Origin of the sequence: Leifsonia sp. RAF41, assembly GCF_052114085.1 — a bacterium.
GTDB lineage: Bacteria > Actinomycetota > Actinomycetes > Actinomycetales > Microbacteriaceae > Leifsonia.
Window position 1 is genome coordinate 3,163,542 of the sequence record NZ_JBFREB010000001.1, and the last position, 16,027, is coordinate 3,179,568.

General features: G+C 68.6%; 14 protein-coding genes. 6 read left to right on the forward strand and 8 right to left on the reverse strand.

Features of this window, described 5'->3' with window-relative positions:
- Complete coding sequence (locus AB4Y74_RS15375; protein ID WP_441799931.1) at nt 1-366, forward strand: UBP-type zinc finger domain-containing protein; 366 nt, start codon at nt 1-3, stop codon at nt 364-366.
- 49 nt (nt 367-415) lie between these two features.
- Here AB4Y74_RS15375 and AB4Y74_RS15380 read toward each other — a convergent pair whose 3' ends face one another.
- Nucleotides 416-1,360 carry an NADP-dependent oxidoreductase gene (locus AB4Y74_RS15380; protein ID WP_441799932.1) on the reverse strand — a complete coding sequence of 315 codons (945 nt, stop codon included), beginning with the start codon at nt 1,358-1,360 and terminating at the stop codon, nt 416-418.
- A gap of 93 nt (nt 1,361-1,453) precedes the next feature.
- Here AB4Y74_RS15380 and AB4Y74_RS15385 point away from each other — a divergent pair, with 93 nt between their 5' ends.
- Together AB4Y74_RS15385 and AB4Y74_RS15390 are read left to right on the forward strand one after the other, a co-directional pair.
- Entirely contained in the window at nt 1,454-1,990 is a 537-nt protein-coding gene (locus tag AB4Y74_RS15385) for a MarR family winged helix-turn-helix transcriptional regulator (RefSeq protein WP_441799933.1), read from the forward strand.
- Between the two features lie 9 nt (nt 1,991-1,999).
- Nucleotides 2,000-3,223 (forward strand): DNA polymerase domain-containing protein, encoded by a 1,224-nt coding sequence (locus AB4Y74_RS15390; protein ID WP_441799934.1) that lies wholly within the window; start codon nt 2,000-2,002, stop codon nt 3,221-3,223.
- On the opposite strand, the gene AB4Y74_RS15395 is transcribed toward AB4Y74_RS15390, so the two are convergent.
- Nucleotides 3,196-4,164, reverse strand: coding sequence for a cupin domain-containing protein (locus tag AB4Y74_RS15395; RefSeq protein ID WP_441799935.1), 969 nt, complete (start codon nt 4,162-4,164; stop codon nt 3,196-3,198). The two genes, AB4Y74_RS15390 and AB4Y74_RS15395, sit on opposite strands and share 28 nt — an antisense overlap.
- Before the next feature lie 72 nt (nt 4,165-4,236).
- On the opposite strand from AB4Y74_RS15395, the gene AB4Y74_RS15400 reads away from it, so the two are divergent.
- From AB4Y74_RS15400 to AB4Y74_RS15410, 3 genes are all read left to right on the forward strand, one after another.
- On the forward strand, nt 4,237-5,622 hold the full coding sequence (locus AB4Y74_RS15400; protein ID WP_441799936.1) for an FAD-dependent oxidoreductase: 1,386 nt from the start codon (nt 4,237-4,239) through the stop codon (nt 5,620-5,622).
- Nucleotides 5,623-5,697: 75 nt separating this feature from the next.
- Nucleotides 5,698-6,618: an NADP-dependent oxidoreductase gene (locus AB4Y74_RS15405; protein WP_441799937.1), complete on the forward strand. Its 921-nt coding sequence runs from the start codon at nt 5,698-5,700 to the stop codon at nt 6,616-6,618.
- 97 nt (nt 6,619-6,715) lie between these two features.
- On the forward strand, nt 6,716-7,108 hold the full coding sequence (locus AB4Y74_RS15410; protein WP_441799938.1) for a hypothetical protein: 393 nt from the start codon (nt 6,716-6,718) through the stop codon (nt 7,106-7,108).
- Nucleotides 7,109-7,162: 54 nt separating this feature from the next.
- Here the strand turns inward: AB4Y74_RS15410 and AB4Y74_RS15415 are convergent, their stop codons facing one another.
- The 6 genes from AB4Y74_RS15415 to AB4Y74_RS15440 form a co-directional block, all read right to left on the reverse strand.
- Nucleotides 7,163-8,947, reverse strand: a complete 1,785-nt coding sequence (locus tag AB4Y74_RS15415) for a DEAD/DEAH box helicase (RefSeq protein ID WP_441799939.1) — start codon at nt 8,945-8,947, stop codon at nt 7,163-7,165.
- Nucleotides 8,948-9,242: 295 nt separating this feature from the next.
- Nucleotides 9,243-9,398: a hypothetical protein gene (locus AB4Y74_RS15420; RefSeq protein ID WP_441799940.1), complete on the reverse strand. Its 156-nt coding sequence runs from the start codon at nt 9,396-9,398 to the stop codon at nt 9,243-9,245.
- A gap of 1 nt (nt 9,399) precedes the next feature.
- Entirely contained in the window at nt 9,400-9,882 is a 483-nt protein-coding gene (locus tag AB4Y74_RS15425; RefSeq protein WP_441799941.1) for a DUF6325 family protein, read from the reverse strand.
- Between the two features lie 84 nt (nt 9,883-9,966).
- On the reverse strand, nt 9,967-11,604 hold the full coding sequence (locus AB4Y74_RS15430; protein ID WP_441799942.1) for an MFS transporter: 1,638 nt from the start codon (nt 11,602-11,604) through the stop codon (nt 9,967-9,969).
- Nucleotides 11,605-11,615: 11 nt separating this feature from the next.
- Nucleotides 11,616-15,371 (reverse strand): LamG-like jellyroll fold domain-containing protein, encoded by a 3,756-nt coding sequence (locus AB4Y74_RS15435; protein ID WP_441799943.1) that lies wholly within the window; start codon nt 15,369-15,371, stop codon nt 11,616-11,618.
- A gap of 117 nt (nt 15,372-15,488) precedes the next feature.
- Nucleotides 15,489-15,971, reverse strand: coding sequence for a LacI family DNA-binding transcriptional regulator (locus AB4Y74_RS15440; RefSeq protein WP_441799944.1), 483 nt, complete (start codon nt 15,969-15,971; stop codon nt 15,489-15,491).
- Nucleotides 15,972-16,027 lie beyond the last annotated feature (56 nt).

The window sequence follows — 16,027 nt, forward strand, 5'->3', positions numbered from 1 at the left end:
ATGAGTGATGTGGGAGCCGCCGAAGGGATCGACCCGAGCGTCGGTCCGAGCGGGCCCGGATGCGTCGAGTGCACGCAGACCGGCGACTGGTGGGTGCACCTGCGCCGCTGTGCGACCTGCGGGCACGTCGGCTGCTGCGACGACTCGCTGAACACCCACGCGACCAAGCACGCGGCCAGTACCGGGCATCCCATCATCCAGAGCTTCGAACCGGGCGAGGACTGGTTCTGGGACTACCGCAGGCAGACGTTCCTCGACGGCCCGGAGCTCGCGCCGCCGGTCAGCCATCCCGTCGACCAGACCGTCCCCGGACCGGCCGACCGCCTGCCGAGTGACTGGCGGCGCCTGTTGGAACAGCGCGGCTGATCCTGCACCGGAAGCCGCCGCAGCGCTCGGCGGTGTATCGCGGGACATGTCAGGCGGCGTCCGGCACGACGACGACCTTGCCACGCAGACCGCCGGAGGCCGCCTCGACGTGTAGTGCTGCCAGATCGCGGAGCGACACCCGCCGCGCGACATCGACGCGCAACTCACCCGCATCCACGAGCGCGACGATCTCCGATAGCTGGGACACGTCACTGCGGACGAACACGTCCACGGCGCGCACGCCACGCTCCTCGTCGGCCGGCGCCGGCATCCAAGCGGTCGTACTCACGACCACGCCGCCCGAGCGCACCAGGCCCACCATCGCCTGGAAGTCGTCCGGGGAGATCGGAGCGAGGTTCAGGAGGATGTCGACGGGCTCACCCACGGCCCCGAGCACGTCGGTGCCGGTGTGGTCGACGACCTCGTCAGCGCCGTCGTCCAGGACGCCTGCCCGGCTCCGCGGACTGACGGTGGCGATCACGTGCGCGCCCGCGCGCTTGGCGAGTTGGACCGCATAGCCGCCGACCGCTCCACCCGCACCGCTGATCAGCACGCGCTGCCCGGCGGAGAGGCCCGCGTCGTCGAAGAGCGCCTGCCAGGCGGTGAGGGCCACAGAGGGAAGCGCGCTCGCATCCGCCAGGGGGATGCTGGTCGGCGCGGCCGCCAGAGCGTCGGCCGGGGCCAAGACGAACTCCGCGTTCGCTCCGTCCGCGACCATCGGCAGGAACCCGACGACGGCGTCGCCGATGGCGAGGTTCTCCACGCCATCGCCGAGCGCGTCGACCACGCCGGACACGTCATACCCCGGCACGTGCGGCAGGGTCACCGGGATGGCTTGGCGCAGGTTGCCGCTCCGAATGCCGTTGTCGGCCGGGTTGAAGCCGGCACCGGCGACGCGGAGGCGGACCTGACCGGAGCCGGGGTCGGGCACCTGGACGTCTTCGTAGCGAAGCTCCTCGGGGCCGCCGTACTGGTGGAAGCGCATTGTCTTCATGATTTCTCTCTCCATCGTCGATATTTGCTTCGAATGTGAAGCACATAGGAACAGTAACATCGCTTCGAATTCGAAGCAACATATACTTTCTCCATGAGTTCCCCCTCGCCGGCACTCGACCCTGTCGAGCTGGCCGCCTACTTCTCCCTCATCGAGGCGACGAGCCTCCTGCGGCATGCCGTCGAGCTGCAGCTCAAGGAGGCCGGAGAGCTGAGCTACGTCCAGTTCCAGCTCCTGGCGCGACTCGGTGACGCCCCCGACGGCAGCCACAACATGACGGAGCTCGCCGACGGCGTCGTGTACAGCCGGAGCGGCCTCACCTACCAGGCCGGCCTGCTCGAAAAGGCGGGGCTCGTCACCCGCGCCCCCTCGGTCGAGGATGAGCGCGGAACGACCGTCACGATCACCGACGCCGGCCGTGCCCGCCTCGCCGCCGTGTTCCCCGGCCACATCGAGGTGCTGAATCGGATGCTGTTCGACGCTCTCCCGCGCGACGACATCCGGATGCTGGATGCGCTCCTCACCCCGGTGGTCCGGCACATGCGGGCGATGCCGCCACGTTCGGCGAGCCGACGGCGCGGCAAGGGTTCGGCCTCGGCGGGCCTGGCCGGAGGGGGACAACGAGATTAGCGTGGCGGCATGAGCCCGTCGTCGAAGTCGGAGACGTTCCTGGAAGTGGACGGGCAGGAGGTGCGCATCTCCAATCCCGGCAAGGTCGTCTTTCCTGAGCCTGGATTGACCAAGCTGGACCTCGCGAACTACTACGTCGCCGTTGCGGAGGGCGCATTGCGGGGCGCGGGCGGGCGACCGATGGTGCTCAAGCGGTTCGTGAAGGGGCTGTCGCAGGAGCCGTTCTTCCAGAAGCGCGTCCCGGACGGCCACCCGCCGTACATCGACACCGCCACCCTGCACTACGCCAGCGGGACATCGGCCGAGGAGACCGTGGTGCGGGACGCCGCCGGACTCGCCTGGGTGTCCAACCTCGGTTGCCTCGACCTCAACCCGCACGCCGTCCGCGCCGAAGATCTCGACCATCCCGACGAGTTGCGCGTCGACCTCGACCCGATGCCCGGCGTCGACTGGTCGCAGATCGTCGACGTCGCCTTCATCGCGCGTGACGTCCTCAGCGACCACGGTCTCGTGGGCTGGCCGAAGACGAGCGGCTCGCGCGGGCTGCACATCCTGGCCCGCATCGCCCCGCAATGGACCTTCGCCGACGTGCGCCTCGCCGCCGAGACCCTGGCTCGGGAGGTGGAGAACCGCGCGCCCGGCCTGGCGACGGCCCGCTGGTGGAAGGAGGAACGCGGCGAGAGCGTCTTCGTCGACTTCAATCAGAACGCCAAGGACCGCACGGTCGCATCCGCATACTCCATCCGCCCGCTGCCCGACGCCCGGGTGTCGACACCGCTCGACTGGGACGAAGTGCGTTCGCGCCGCCCCGAGGAGTTCACGGTGCCGACCGTGCTGCAGCGCTTCGCCGAGCGCGGTGACGCCCACGAGGGGATCGAGGATACGGTCGGCTCGCTCGGCGCGCTGCTCGCGCTGGCCGAGCGCCTGGGACCCGCCGAGAAGCCGCCACGTTCAGGAGACGGCGCCGGCCGCCGCGTCTCGCAGATGCCGCTGATCGAGGTCGCCCGCACGAAGACGAAGCCCCAGGCGGTGGATGCACTCGAGCAGTGGAAGAGTGCCCATCCGGACGCGGCGGCGCTGCTGCATCCCGCTGACGAGCTCGTGGATGGGATGCGCGGCTCCAGCTCGCTCTGGTACCGGGTGCGCATCAACCTGCAGCACATCCCGGAGGCGGACCGGCCGGCGCAGGGCCCGCTGCTCGCCGACTACGACCCCTGGGCCGGGCGCGGCTGACCGGAGCGACGCCAGCCGGGCAGCAGACTCTCCTGATGCGCCCTGCGGAAGCGAGCCGGCGTCCGACCGGTCTCGGATCGGAACGCCCGCGAGAACGCGGACTCCGAGCGGTACCCGACCGCGGCCGCCACCGCCGCGACAGCCAGGTCGGATCCCGCCAACAGGTCGGCGGCGGTCATCAGTCGTGCGCGTGTCAGGAACTGGCCGAAGGTCATGCCGGTGGCCGCGTGGAACCGCCGGATGAAGGTCGCGCGGGACATGGACGTCCGCGTGCTCAGTCGCTCGATCGTCCAGCGGTCGCCCGGTCTGGCCAGCACCTCCTGGATGGTCGCGCTCATCGACGAGTCCGCCACAGCGGTCCAGATGCGGCCGTGTGCACTGGACGCGGTGCTGGTGCGCAGGACCATCGCGATCAGGACGGTGCAGAAGGCCGACATGATGGCGGCGGAGCCAGGGCCGTCGCGATCCGCTTCGGCGCGCATGGACTCGCTCAGGCGGGTGAGTTCCGCGCGGCTGTCCTCCGACCGGAAGAGGGATACCTGGGTGGGCGTCGGCAGGGAGCCGAAGAGGATCGCGCCGGCGCCGGCGCCGATCGTGTAGTGGCCGCAGAAGAGGTCGATGACCGGCTGGCCGCCCGCCGCGCTCGTCGTCAGCGAGAAGGTCGCCCCCGGCCGCTCGGCAATGGATCCGGCCGACCCGGCGCCTGCCGTGATGATCCGGTGGCGGCCGCCACTCGGGATGACCACGACGTCTCCCGCCGTCATGTGGTGGAGGGTTCCCCCGACTTCGAGGTCGCATTCGCCCTCGAGAAGCACGTGGAAGGGGATGTCGCGGGGGCCGCCGCTTGCCACGTCCATTTCGGTGGATCCGGCGAGCAGACACCGCTTGTCGAGGGTTGCTTCGAGGCGTGCCATGCGCAGCAGCTGGCTGATTTCATCCATGTGAGACTTTCGAGCGGTTTCCTGATACCCGACAGGCTATTCGTATCATTCGCAGGCCTTCACACTCAAGACATGGACACTACGACTGCACTCACGGCCGACGTCATCGTCGTCGGATTCGGTAAAGGCGGCAAGACCGCCGCGCACGCGCTGACGGACGCCGGCAAGCGCGTCATCCTCATCGAGGAGTCCGAAGAGATGTACGGCGGCACCTGCCCCAATGTCGGCTGCGTGCCGACGAAGATGCTCGTGCACTACTCCAACTCGCGTCGTCTGGAAGACGAGGCCCAGGAGTTCTTCGCCAACTCGATCGAAGGTGTTCGCGCGCTCACCGCCAGCTTCCGGGCCGGCAACTTCGAGGCGCTCGACGGAAAAGACACCGCCACCGTGATCACCGGCGCGGCGCACTTCGTCGACGCCCACACGGTCGCCGTTGGCGAAGGCCGGGACCGGATCACGGTCACGGCCCCGACCATCCTGATCAACACGGGTTCCGAGCCGATCGTGCCCGACATCGACGGCATCGCGACCAGCGCGCACCTGATCTCCAGCACGGACCTGACCCGGGCCTCGCACCTCCCGGCGCACCTGGTGATCATCGGCGGCGGGTACCTCGGGCTGGAGTTCGCATCCATCTACCGGCACTTCGGGTCGGAGATCACGGTGCTCGAGGCTGCCGACCGCCTGCTGCCCAAGGAGGACGGCGACGTCGCCGATGTCGCAACCGGCATCCTCGCCGGAGACGGGATCACCATCGTGACCGGAGCGACCGTCGACCGCATCGACGACATCGAGGGAGGCGCGCGGATCACTTACACCAAGGACGGGCAGACCTTCACGGTCGACGGGGACGCCTTCCTTCCCGCGACCGGCCGCAAGCCGGCAACCGCGGGACTGGACCTCGACTCCGCGGGTGTGAAGACGACGCCGCCGGGCGCCGTGGTCGTGGATGAGTTCCTCCGGACCTCGCAGCCGCACATCTTCGCGCTCGGTGACGTGAACGGCGGGCCGCAGTTCACCTACGTCTCGCTCGACGACGCGCGCATCGTCATCGATCAGCTCCTCGGCGGGGGCACCCGCAGCACGGCGGATCGGGTGGCCGTCCCGAGGACACTGTTCATCACGCCGCCGCTCGCCACCGTCGGGCTGACCGAGCGGGAGGCACGCGATCAGGGCCTCAACATCGTCGTCGCGCGGGAGAACGTGGCCGACATCGTCGCGATGCCCCGCGCCTACACCGTGGAAGAGACCCGCGGGGTGATGAAGTTCGTCCTGGATGCGGACACCGACCTGATCCTGGGTGCCGCCATTCTCAGCATCGACGCGCAGGAAGTCATCAACACGGTGGCCCTCGCGATGCGTCAGGGCGTCACCTCCACAACGTTGAGGAACGCCATCTACACGCACCCCAGCACGACCGAGGCCCTCAACGAGGTGTTCGGCAAGATCGTCGCCTGACGACGATTCGGGCTGGCCGGAGTAGCCCCGGCACTCGCATCATGGTCCGAAGAGGAAGAACCCAGGAGGACTCTCATGAAGGCGATCACGGTGACCGACCGGTCCGAAGGAGCCGGGGGAGCGAAGCTGGAGGATCGCCCGTCCCCGCACGCAGCGGAGAACGACGTCGTCGTTCAGGTGCGCGCCGCGAGCTTCACACCGGGTGAGCTGGCGTGGCCCGCGACATGGACCGACCGGGCCGGTCGCGACCGGACCCCGTCCATCCCCGGGCACGAGCTCGCCGGGGTCGTGACCGCGCTCGGCTATGGGACGACCGGCCTCACGGTCGGCCAGCGGGTATTCGGCTTCGCCGACTGGGCGCGGGACGGGACACTGGCCGAGTACGTGTCGGTCGAAGCGCGCAACCTGGCCCCGCTCCCCGGCGACATCGACTTCGTCACGGCGGCCAGCCTCCCGATCTCGGGCCTCACCGCCTGGCAGGGGCTGTTCGAGCACGGCCGCCTGCAGGTCGGCCAGACCGTGCTGGTCAACGGCGTGGCCGGCGGAGTCGGGACCGTCGTGGCGCAACTAGCACGGGATGCGGGCGCTTACGTGATCGGCGCCGGGCGGTCCGCTCACCGGGAGCGAGCGGAGGAAGCCGGAGTGCATCGATTCGTCGACACCGACGGCGACTGGTCCGAGGCCGCGGGAGGCGCCGATCTCGTCTTCGACGTGATCGGCGGGGAGGTCGGCGTGCGGTCGGCGGCTCTGGTCCGCGACGGCGGAACACTGGTCACCATCGTGGAGCCGCCGCAGGCTCAGCGACCGGGAGTCACCGCCATCTTCTTCGTGGTGGAGCCGGACCGGTCGCAGCTCGCCGAGCTGGCGCGACGCGTCCGCGCCGGGAGGCTGCGCACCTTCGTGGGGGATGTCGTCCCGCTTGAGGATGCCGCGGCTGCATTCGGCGCGCGTCCCAGGCGGAACGGGAAGACGATCGTGCGGGTCAGCGAGGACTGACAGAGCCGAAAGAAGGCACTAGCCGAGCCCGACGTGCACGTCGTACCTTCAGGCCACCCGAAGCGATCATCGCTTCGGCCAAACGAATGGAGTTGTCATGAGCTTCTGGGATTTCATCGTCTGGTCGTTCTGGTTCTACCTGGTGATCGTCTGCATCTCGATCTTCATCCGAGTCATCATCGACGTGTTCCGCGATCCCGAACTCAACGGCTGGGCAAAGGCTCTGTGGATCCTGTTCCTGGTCTTCGTCCCGTTCCTTGCGGCATTCATCTACCTCATCGCGCGCGGCGGCAGGATGGCGCAGCGGAGCGCGGCGGGAGCCGTGCAGGCGCAGGAGGCGTCCAACCAGTACATCCGCTCGGTCGCCGGGTCCGGTGCGAGCTCGCCCGCGGGTGAGATCGAGTCCGGCAAGCGCCTGCTGGACAGTGGCGCGATCACTCCCGCCGAGTTCGAGACCCTGAAGGCGAAGGCCCTCGCCGGAGCGGCCTGAACCCCACGGAAACCGACAGCCGACGCCGGTCCGCGCACGAGGCGCGGGCCGGCTTCAGCTGTGCCGGGGCTTGCGCGGCGGTCGGTCGTCGCGCTGCCAGGAGTCGCTCCGGCCGCGACCGCCGGTGTCGGGGCGCAGCTGGATCAGCTTGCCGCCGATCCGCGTTCCGGAGAGGCGCGAGAGCGTGTCGCCGGGGAGGTCTGCGGGCAGTTCGACGATGGTGAAGTCGGGCATGATCCGGATGTGACCGAAGTCTTCGCGGCTCAGGCCACCCTCGTTGGCGAGCGCGCCGACGATCTGGCGCGGCTCCACCTTCTGCCGCTTGCCGACCTCCATACGGTACGGCGCCATGGCCTGGCTGCCGCGCTCCCGCCGCGGACGGTCGCCGCGGGCACCGCGGTCGTCACGGCCACCCCGGTCGGCACGACCGGAACGGTCCTCCTGCCGCGAGTCGCGCTCGACGCGCTGCGAGAGCAGGTCGTCGGCGCTGAGCAGCAGCGGCTCCTCCCCCTGCGCAACCACGGCGAGGGCCGCCGCGACATCCGCCTCGGGCACGTCGTGGTGCTCGACGTAGTGGCCGATGATGTCGCGGAAACGCGAGATCCGCTCCTCCTCGGCCAGCGCCTGCGTGATGGCGTCGTCGAAGCGGGCGAGCCGCGTCACGTTGACGTCGTCGACGGTGGGCAGCTGCATCGGGGTGAGCGGCTGCCGGGTGGCCTTCTCGATGGCCGTGAGCAGGCGGCGTTCGCGCGGCGTCACGAAACTGATGGCAGCGCCGCTCCGGCCCGCGCGCCCGGTGCGGCCGATGCGGTGCACATACGACTCGGTGTCGACCGGGATGTCGAAGTTGACGACGTGGCTGATGCGCTCGACGTCGAGACCGCGCGCCGCCACATCGGTCGCCACCAGGATGTCGAGCTTGCCCGACTTGAGCTGGTCGACGGTGCGCTCGCGCTGGGCCTGGGCGACGTCGCCGTTGATTGCTGCCGCCGAGTAGCCGCGGGCGCGGAGTCGCTCGGCCAGAGTCTCCGTCTCGTTCTTGGTGCGAACGAAGATGATCATGCCCTCGAAGTTCTCGACCTCGAGGATGCGCGTGAGCGCGTCCACCTTCTGCGCGTACGACACGACGAGGTAGCGCTGAGTGGTGTTCGCCGACGTCGTCGTCTTCGACTTGACGGTGATCTCTTCGGGATCGTGGAGGTACTTCTTCGAGATGCGGCGGATCTGCGCGGGCATGGTCGCCGAGAAGAGCGCGACCTGCTTGTCGTCGGGGGTGTCGGCGAGGATGGTCTCCACATCCTCCGCGAACCCCATCTTCAGCATCTCGTCGGCCTCGTCGAGCACGAGGTACTTCAGCTCGGAGAGGTCGAGCGTCCCCTTGTCGAGGTGGTCCATGATGCGCCCAGGGGTGCCGACCACGATGTGCACGCCGCGGCGCAGTGCGGAGAGCTGCACGCCGTATCCCTGCCCGCCGTAGACCGGCAGCAGGTGCACGCCCTTCATGTGGGTGGCGTAGCTCTCGAAGGCCTCGGCCACCTGCAGGGCCAGCTCGCGCGTCGGCGCCAGCACGAGCGCCTGCGGGCTCTTCTGCGACAGGTCGAGGCGGGACAGGATGGGTAGCGCGAAGGCGGCCGTCTTGCCGGTGCCTGTCTGGGCGAGCCCGACGACGTCGCGACCCTCCAGCAGCAGGGGGATGGTCGCGGCCTGGATGGCCGACGGGGTCTCGTAGCCGACATCTTTCAGGGCCTTCAGGACGGCGCCATCCAGCCCCAAGGAGGTGAAGGTCGGCGCTTCGTCGGCGGTCTCGGCGTCGCTGTGCGCGGAATCTGGCGTAGTCACCATCCAACGGTAGTCCCGGCAGCCGGTGACGTGCTAACGCCATCGGCCATCGTCCCACCGCTGGGGACTCGCAAACTGAAGGAGATTTGAACGTTCAGCGTTCGAATCTCCCGCCAGACTGCCAATCGTCGGAGATTCGACGCCCGATCTCCTTCGTTCTGGTCGCCACCGATCGGGGAGATGACGAGATGCTCGAAGTGATCGGAACCACGCTGCCACTGGCACTCGGGATCGCGATCAGTCCCGTCCCGATCATCGCCGCCATCCTGATGCTGCTCTCACCCAAGGCACGCGGTCAGAACCTGCGGCGACGAGGGGTGACCGCTGCGGCTACGACTGCGGTCTTCGCGACGGGCGCCGGGCCGGGACTGGTGACGACCTTGGTGACGACGGCCGCCTTGGCCACGGGGTGGCCGACGACCCCCACTCGTCCTACACGTGCTGCTCGCATCTCAGGCCCCCTCTTTGTCTGCTTCTTGTTCGAGCTCGTCTTCCAGCTCCGCTTCCGCTTCGAGCGCGTCAGCGATGTCCTGGCTGTGGATGCGTCCGTCGGCGATGAGCCGGCCGCCGGCCCGACGGGCTGCAGCGGCGAACGGTGCGGCCCAGATGTTCTCGTAGACGATCACGCCGGCCACGCTTCCAGGATCCATGGCGGCAGCGAGGTCGGCCACGTCATCCTCGGCGAGGAAGTCGGCGAGTTCCGCCGCGATGGCCTCGAGAGGGCCGAGCCCGTCGAGGTCGGACAACTCGACCCCGTCGACGTCTCCGTCCGCGTCTTTGATCAGGACCATCGCGTCGACGAGCCGGATCGTCCCGGAATCGACGAGACGAGCGAGTTCATCGAGGACCTCACCCGAAAAGTTCTGCTGCCCCTCGGGGAACTCGATGATGACGAAATCAACCGGTGCTGCTACCTCTGCTGCGTCGTCGGTCACGATGTCTCTCCTTCGGTCCGCGTGCGCTCAGGCTACGCTCCGGCGACGCGATCGTGGATGCCGCAGTTGCGGGTTCGTCTGCGCCTAATCCCCACCACCGGAGGCCTCAGCGCTCAACCTCTTCTGCCGGCCGCCCCGCGGCGGCGCCTCCGTAGGAATTCCCGCCGAGAACAGCAGCGAGAGCAGGCTGATGGCGATGAGCCCGAAGAAGGCGATGCGCAGTGAGGACAGCTGCGAGTCACGGTAGAGCCCGGCGAGCGTGCTCGCATCCGTCGAGGACAGGCCGGCCTCGGTACCGATCTGTTCGACGGTCGACGAGGGCACGATCGAGACTCCGCCGTGCGTCTCCGACGCGACCTGCGCCTGCACCTCATCGGAAAGAGTGCTCCCGGCAACGGCTCCCGCGAAGGAGGTGGATAGGGCGGCGATCAGGATGGAGCCGATCAGGGCCGTTCCGAGCGAGGAGCCGAGGTTCTGGAACACCCCCTGCAGGCCGCCCACCTCGCTCGTCTCCTTCTCCGTCACGCTGGACATGTTCACGTTGCCCAGCTGGGACGCAAGGAGCCCGAGCGCGGCCCCGGCGAGGAACATCCCGACCGCGAAGAGGCCGGCACGAAGGTCGGGGGTCACAGCGCCCAGGAGCAGCAGGGAGCTCCCGACCAGGATGAACTGCCCGGCCCGCACGATCCGCCGCGGCGACCACAGCTTCGACAGCCGCGTGCCGACGATCGAGAACAGGATGAGGGAGATCGACAGCGGGAAGATCTTCAGGCCGGTCTGCAGCGGATCGAGGCCGAGCGTCATCTGCAGGTAGACCGGGACCATGAAGAAGAGCCCGGCGGTGACCGCGTATTGGGCGCCGAGGACGGAGAGTCCGCTCCGCAGCCGGCGGATCGAGAACATCTCGACGTGCACGAGAGGTGACCGCCCCGCGGCCACGAGCATGCGCTGGCGGCGGACGAACGCCCAGAGCAGGACACAGCCGATCAGGATGAACCACGCGGTAAGCGAGATCTGCAGTGGCGCGATCTCGACTCCGCCGATCTGCGGCGACGTCAGGGGCACGACCCACCCCCAGGTCTTGCTCTGCAGCATCCCCAGCACGACCAGTACCAGGCCCACGGCCGACAGGAGGACACTCCACACGTCGATGCGGGAGTGCTGCCTGACGGTCCGGTCGGTGATCAGCCGGGTGAGCAGTACCACCGCGATCATGATCACGACCTCGCCGAAGAAGACGTACCGCCAACTCAGATAGGTCGTAACGTAGCCGCCGATCAGCGGCCCAGCGGCGACCGCGGCACCCGAGACGGCTCCGATGGTCGCGTAGGCGGAGATGCGGTCCCGGCCCTGGTAGTTGTCGGCCACGAGCGCCGCGATGGCCGGGATGACGAGAACCGCACCGAGGCCCTCCACCACCGACCACCCGAGAAACAGGAACACGATGTTCGGGGCCAGAGCCGTGGTCAGCGAACCGAGCGCGTACACGATCGACCCGATCACGAAAGCGCGGCGGCGACCCCAGATGTCGCCGAGTTTGGCGCCCAGCATCATCAGCGCTGCCATGGTCAGCGTGTAGAAGGTGATCGCTGCCTGCATCGCGGAGACCGTCGTGCCCAGGTCGGAGACCACGGTAGAAATCGACACGTTCATCACGGTGCCATCGAGGACCATGACGAACTGGGCGCATCCCAGCACGAGGACGACGGACCACTTCTTCATGCTGCCCCGCTTCAGGGCGTGGTGTAGACCAGCGTCAGGGTGGGCCGATAGTCCGCTGTCGGCGCCTCACGCGACCAGAGCCGCACGTTGTCACTCCCGGCGGCACTCCCGAGCCTCAGCGTGATCGAGGTGCCCGCGAGCGGAGCCAGATCGGCAGCCGAGAGCGTGGCGGTGTAAGCCGTGTTCAGCGCGGTCGCACCGTTCAGCTGGCCGAGGACTCCCGATCCCACCGCCGTCGGGCGGTTGTTCCAGGTGACGGTCGCCTCGTCCCAGGCGCCGTTGACCAGCCGGAACTCGTGGGTGTCCGTCGATCCGGCAGTCGGATCGGTGGACGTACGGACCGAGATCGTCGCCGAGGTGAGGACCTGTCCGGCCGGCGCCGCAGGCAGGTCGAACCGCAGGAAGGACTCGATCGTCGTGTTGAACCGCGAGGAGATCTGGTTCGTCGTCCCGTACGCGAACGCCGGGTTGACGGCCGCGGCCATCGAATCAGCGCTGGTCACGATCGTCTGCGTCGTCGGCGGAGCCGACGGACCGGTGACCGTTGCGCTCGCCGCAGTCGAGGCGCCGCTCACGTTGGACGAGCCGTCCGTTGCGGCGACCTTGTAGTACCAAGTGCCCTGCGGTCGAGCCGTATCGGTGAAGTTCGTGCTCGTGACGTTGCCGATCCGAGACGTGTCGTCTGCGGTGAACCCGGCCGTCGTTCCGCGGTAGACGAGGTAGCCCGTCACTCCCACATTGTCGGTGGACGCGTTCCAGACCAGGTCGACGTTGTGGGAGGCATCGACCGTCGCGGTCAGACCCGTCGGCACGCTCGGCGGAGTGGCGTCCGGAGCCACGATGACCACCGATGCTGCACTGGATGCGCCGGAGACGTTCCCGGCGGCATCCCGGGCGGTTACCTTGTAGTACCACGTGCCCTCGGAAAGGGGAGCGTCGTGGTACGTGGTTGCGGCGATGTTCGGCTGGATGAGGGTGTCGGCACCGGGCACGAAGCCCGCGTCCGAGCCGCGGTACAGCGCGTACCCCGTCACTCCGACATTGTCGGTCGAGGCCGTCCACGAGATGTCGGCCGCGAGCCCGGCCGCAACGGCGGTGACTCCCGTCGGAACCGTCGGGGGCGCCGCGTCCACGACAGCGACGGCCGCGGAGGCTGCGGACCCAGCGCTGGCGTTGTTGGCGCCGTCGAAGGCCACGACCTTGTAGTAGTAGGTGCCCGGAGGCGGTGTCACGTCTTCGAACGTGGTTCCGGTCACCGTTCCGCGCAGTGTGTCGGCAGCGGGCGTGAACCCGGCGGTCGCGCCACGGTAGACCCGGTAGCCTCCGACTCCGACGTTGTCCGTCGAGGCGTTCCAGGAGACGTCGACGTTGGAGCCGTCGAACGAGGCGGCAACCGATTGTGGGGCGCTGGGCGGCACCGTGTCGACGAAGCCCGTCCCGACGCTGTAGTGGTTCTGCACCTGCTGAGCGGACAGTGCCCGGTAGTACACCGCCGTCTCGTCGAGCTGTCCGTCGAAGTAGCGGTTCGCCAGCGAGTTGCCGGTCGTCGGGTAGCCGCTGAGGTTGTCGCCGCCGACGTGCCACGTGCCGAAGTAGGTGCCGTTGCCGGTCGTGGCGTTCTGCGACTGGAGCACCCCGTCGACATACAGCTGCATGCCGCCAGGGCCTTGCGCGCCGACCACGTGGTGCCATTGCCCGTTGTTCAGAGCCGTCAGGCTCCGAAGGGTGGTCGTGCCGAACCCGGCCCGAACGCCGAAGCGGAGGAAGCCGGTTCCGTTCTCCATGTAGACGACGCGGTCGACCGTGCCGCTGACCCGATCCACCCCGGTATCCGATCGGGGCCGTCCGTCCGACGATCCGTAGTTCGCGAGCGCCCCACCCGTCGTGGACGTCGTGCGGAACCAGGTCTCGACCGAGTACGCCGCAGGGCCGCGCGCGATGACGTCGTTCCAGATGTACTGCGGCAGTCCGCTCGGCTGCGTGTCGGTGAAGGTCGCGCTGGCGCTCGCGTCGTTCGGGATCGCCCCCGAGGCAGTCCGGGTGACGCCGTTCTGGGCGAGGCCGTTGAGGCCGACGACGGTGGCTCCGGCACTGTCCACGACCCACTGCGCGTTCGCCGTGTCGTCGTAGCGGTAGAACAGTCGCGGCTGATCGGCGATCACCGTCGACGCGTAAGCGGATCCGGTCGTGGATGCCGTTGCGGTCGCCGTCGCCGACAGGCCGCTCTGGTTGTTGGCCGCATCGATCGCTCGCACCCGGTAGGTGTAGGCGGTGCCCGGGGTGACGTCGGTGTCGACGAACGTCGCCTGATAGCGGTACCAGTGCTTCGACTCCGCGACCCCGGTCCACACCGGCGTGGTCGTGTTGTTTCCGCGGTAGACGGCGTAAGTGATGTCCGAGTCATCCGGGTCGTAGACCCCACGGATGTTCACCTGCACGGCGTTGGGCGTGATCGCCCGCGCAGCGAGGGTGGGTACCGGCGGCGCCCCGGTGTCGGTGGGGCTGAAGCGGGTCAGGCCTTGCTGGCTCGCTCCGTTGACGCGCGTGAACTCGCCGCCGACCCAGAGGTAGGGGGTCCCGTTGGTCCCGTTCCCGATCGCGATGGCGCGCGGGCCGATGCCCTCACCGGTGCCGTCGTTCAGTTCGGGGAGCCAGCCGATGTGCAGCTGGTTGGGATCGGCTGCATGACTCACCGAGAGGAAGGTGCGGCGACCATCCGGGAACATCCCCTGGGCGGAGCAGTCGTGGTGGTGGTGCGCCTCGAACAGCAGGCCCTGGTAGGGCACGATCGTCTGAGTGGCTCCAGCGCAGTTGTCGCGCCAGGCCTGGCTGTAGTCCGACCAGTTGATCGCGATCGCACCGTCGAAGCCGTTGAACCCCTCCTGTGCGACGAAGAACCGTGTGCCGTCCGAACTGATCGTCTTGGTCCGGGACGTGTTCCCGACGGTGCTCGCAGGCCACGTGTGCAGCACTGCACCCGTGGTGGAGTCCACCACGGCGAAGCTGTGCGTCGCCGATCCGTTGATGTCGAACCAGTCGCCGCCGATGGCGAGCCGGGTGCCGTCCGGCGAGAGCTGGAGCGCGTCCCCGCGGGCGTTCTTGTCCGGTACGACGACGGTGCTGTAGAGGTCCTGCGACGCACCGGATGCGTTGGCGACGAAGGCCGTCTGCAGGGCTCCCGCACGGTTGACCTTCGCGAAGCTGCGCCTGGTCTGTCCGCCGACGGTCTGGAAGACGCCGCCGAAGTACACGGCGTCGGCGGAGGGTTCGATCTCGAGCACGTAGCTGGAGATGCCGCTCACCCGGAATGGAGTCACGGTGCACGTCTCGACATTGATCTCGGCGAGGCGCGTCACAGCGACGCCGCCGACGCTGGTGAACTGGCCGCCGATGAAGACCGAGTTGCCGTCGGGCGCCGTTTTCACCGCGTAGACCGATGCCGTGCCGCCGGAGAAGGCCACCGGCAGCTGGCAGGCATCCGGCGCGCCGGTCGCGGCGTCCAGGATCGCGAGACTCTGCAGAGTGCGCGCGGTGCCCGACTGACCGGCCCCCGGGCGTATCTCGCTGAAGGTTCCCCCGACGACCATCCGGCCGTGTGAGGCGGCCACCTGCCACACGGTCCCGTTGGTCTGCCAGGTCGGCAACGCATCGGCGCTGAAGGGGAGATCCGGCGACAGTGCCTGTGCTTCGTCCGCGGGCGATAAGGCAATGCTCCCGATCGTGAACGTCGCCACAGCGGCAAGGCAGGCGATAAGTCGAGTACGCACGGTCGGCCCCGTTCCTCGAGATTGTCGAAGCCGGTGGCCGCACTCCTTCGTGCTTCACCGGCCGTCCGCGGGTGTCCCGCGGGCTCTCGCGCTGTCAGCTACGATTGAAAGTGAAGTTTACTCACCTTTGTGCCTGCAGTGGAAGAGCAAGGCGGCCTCCGGTCCCTGGTCCGCCCGGACGAATCGAAGACCGAGCTGCGTCAGCAAGACCGGTCGGTCGTCATCCTCCGGGGACCCTTCGATGAGGACGACGTCGACGTGCGACTCGCGCGCGAAAGCGGCGTACGCCTCCCGCTCGTGGGAGCGGGAGGAGACGACGCGGACCACCAGGGCGACGCCGACGGCGGCCAGCGCAGTTCCCAAGCCCTCCAGGAAACCGGCGATCTCCGCATCCCGCGTCGGTCCCGCGTCCCCCCGCCGGATCACCAGGCCGACACTTCGAACGCTGTTCCCCGCCAGGGCGCGTGCCCGAGCGCTCGGACGCCAGCCGAGCTCGTCGGCAGCTCGGATGATGCGGGCCGTCGTCGCTGCGCTCAGTCCGCGGCGACCATTGAACACGAATGACACCGCGCTCTTGGAGACGCGGGCTCGTGCGGCCACATCCGAAATGGTGACGCGGCGCTCACCCGGGTCACGGGCGACCCCGCGGGCGGGAA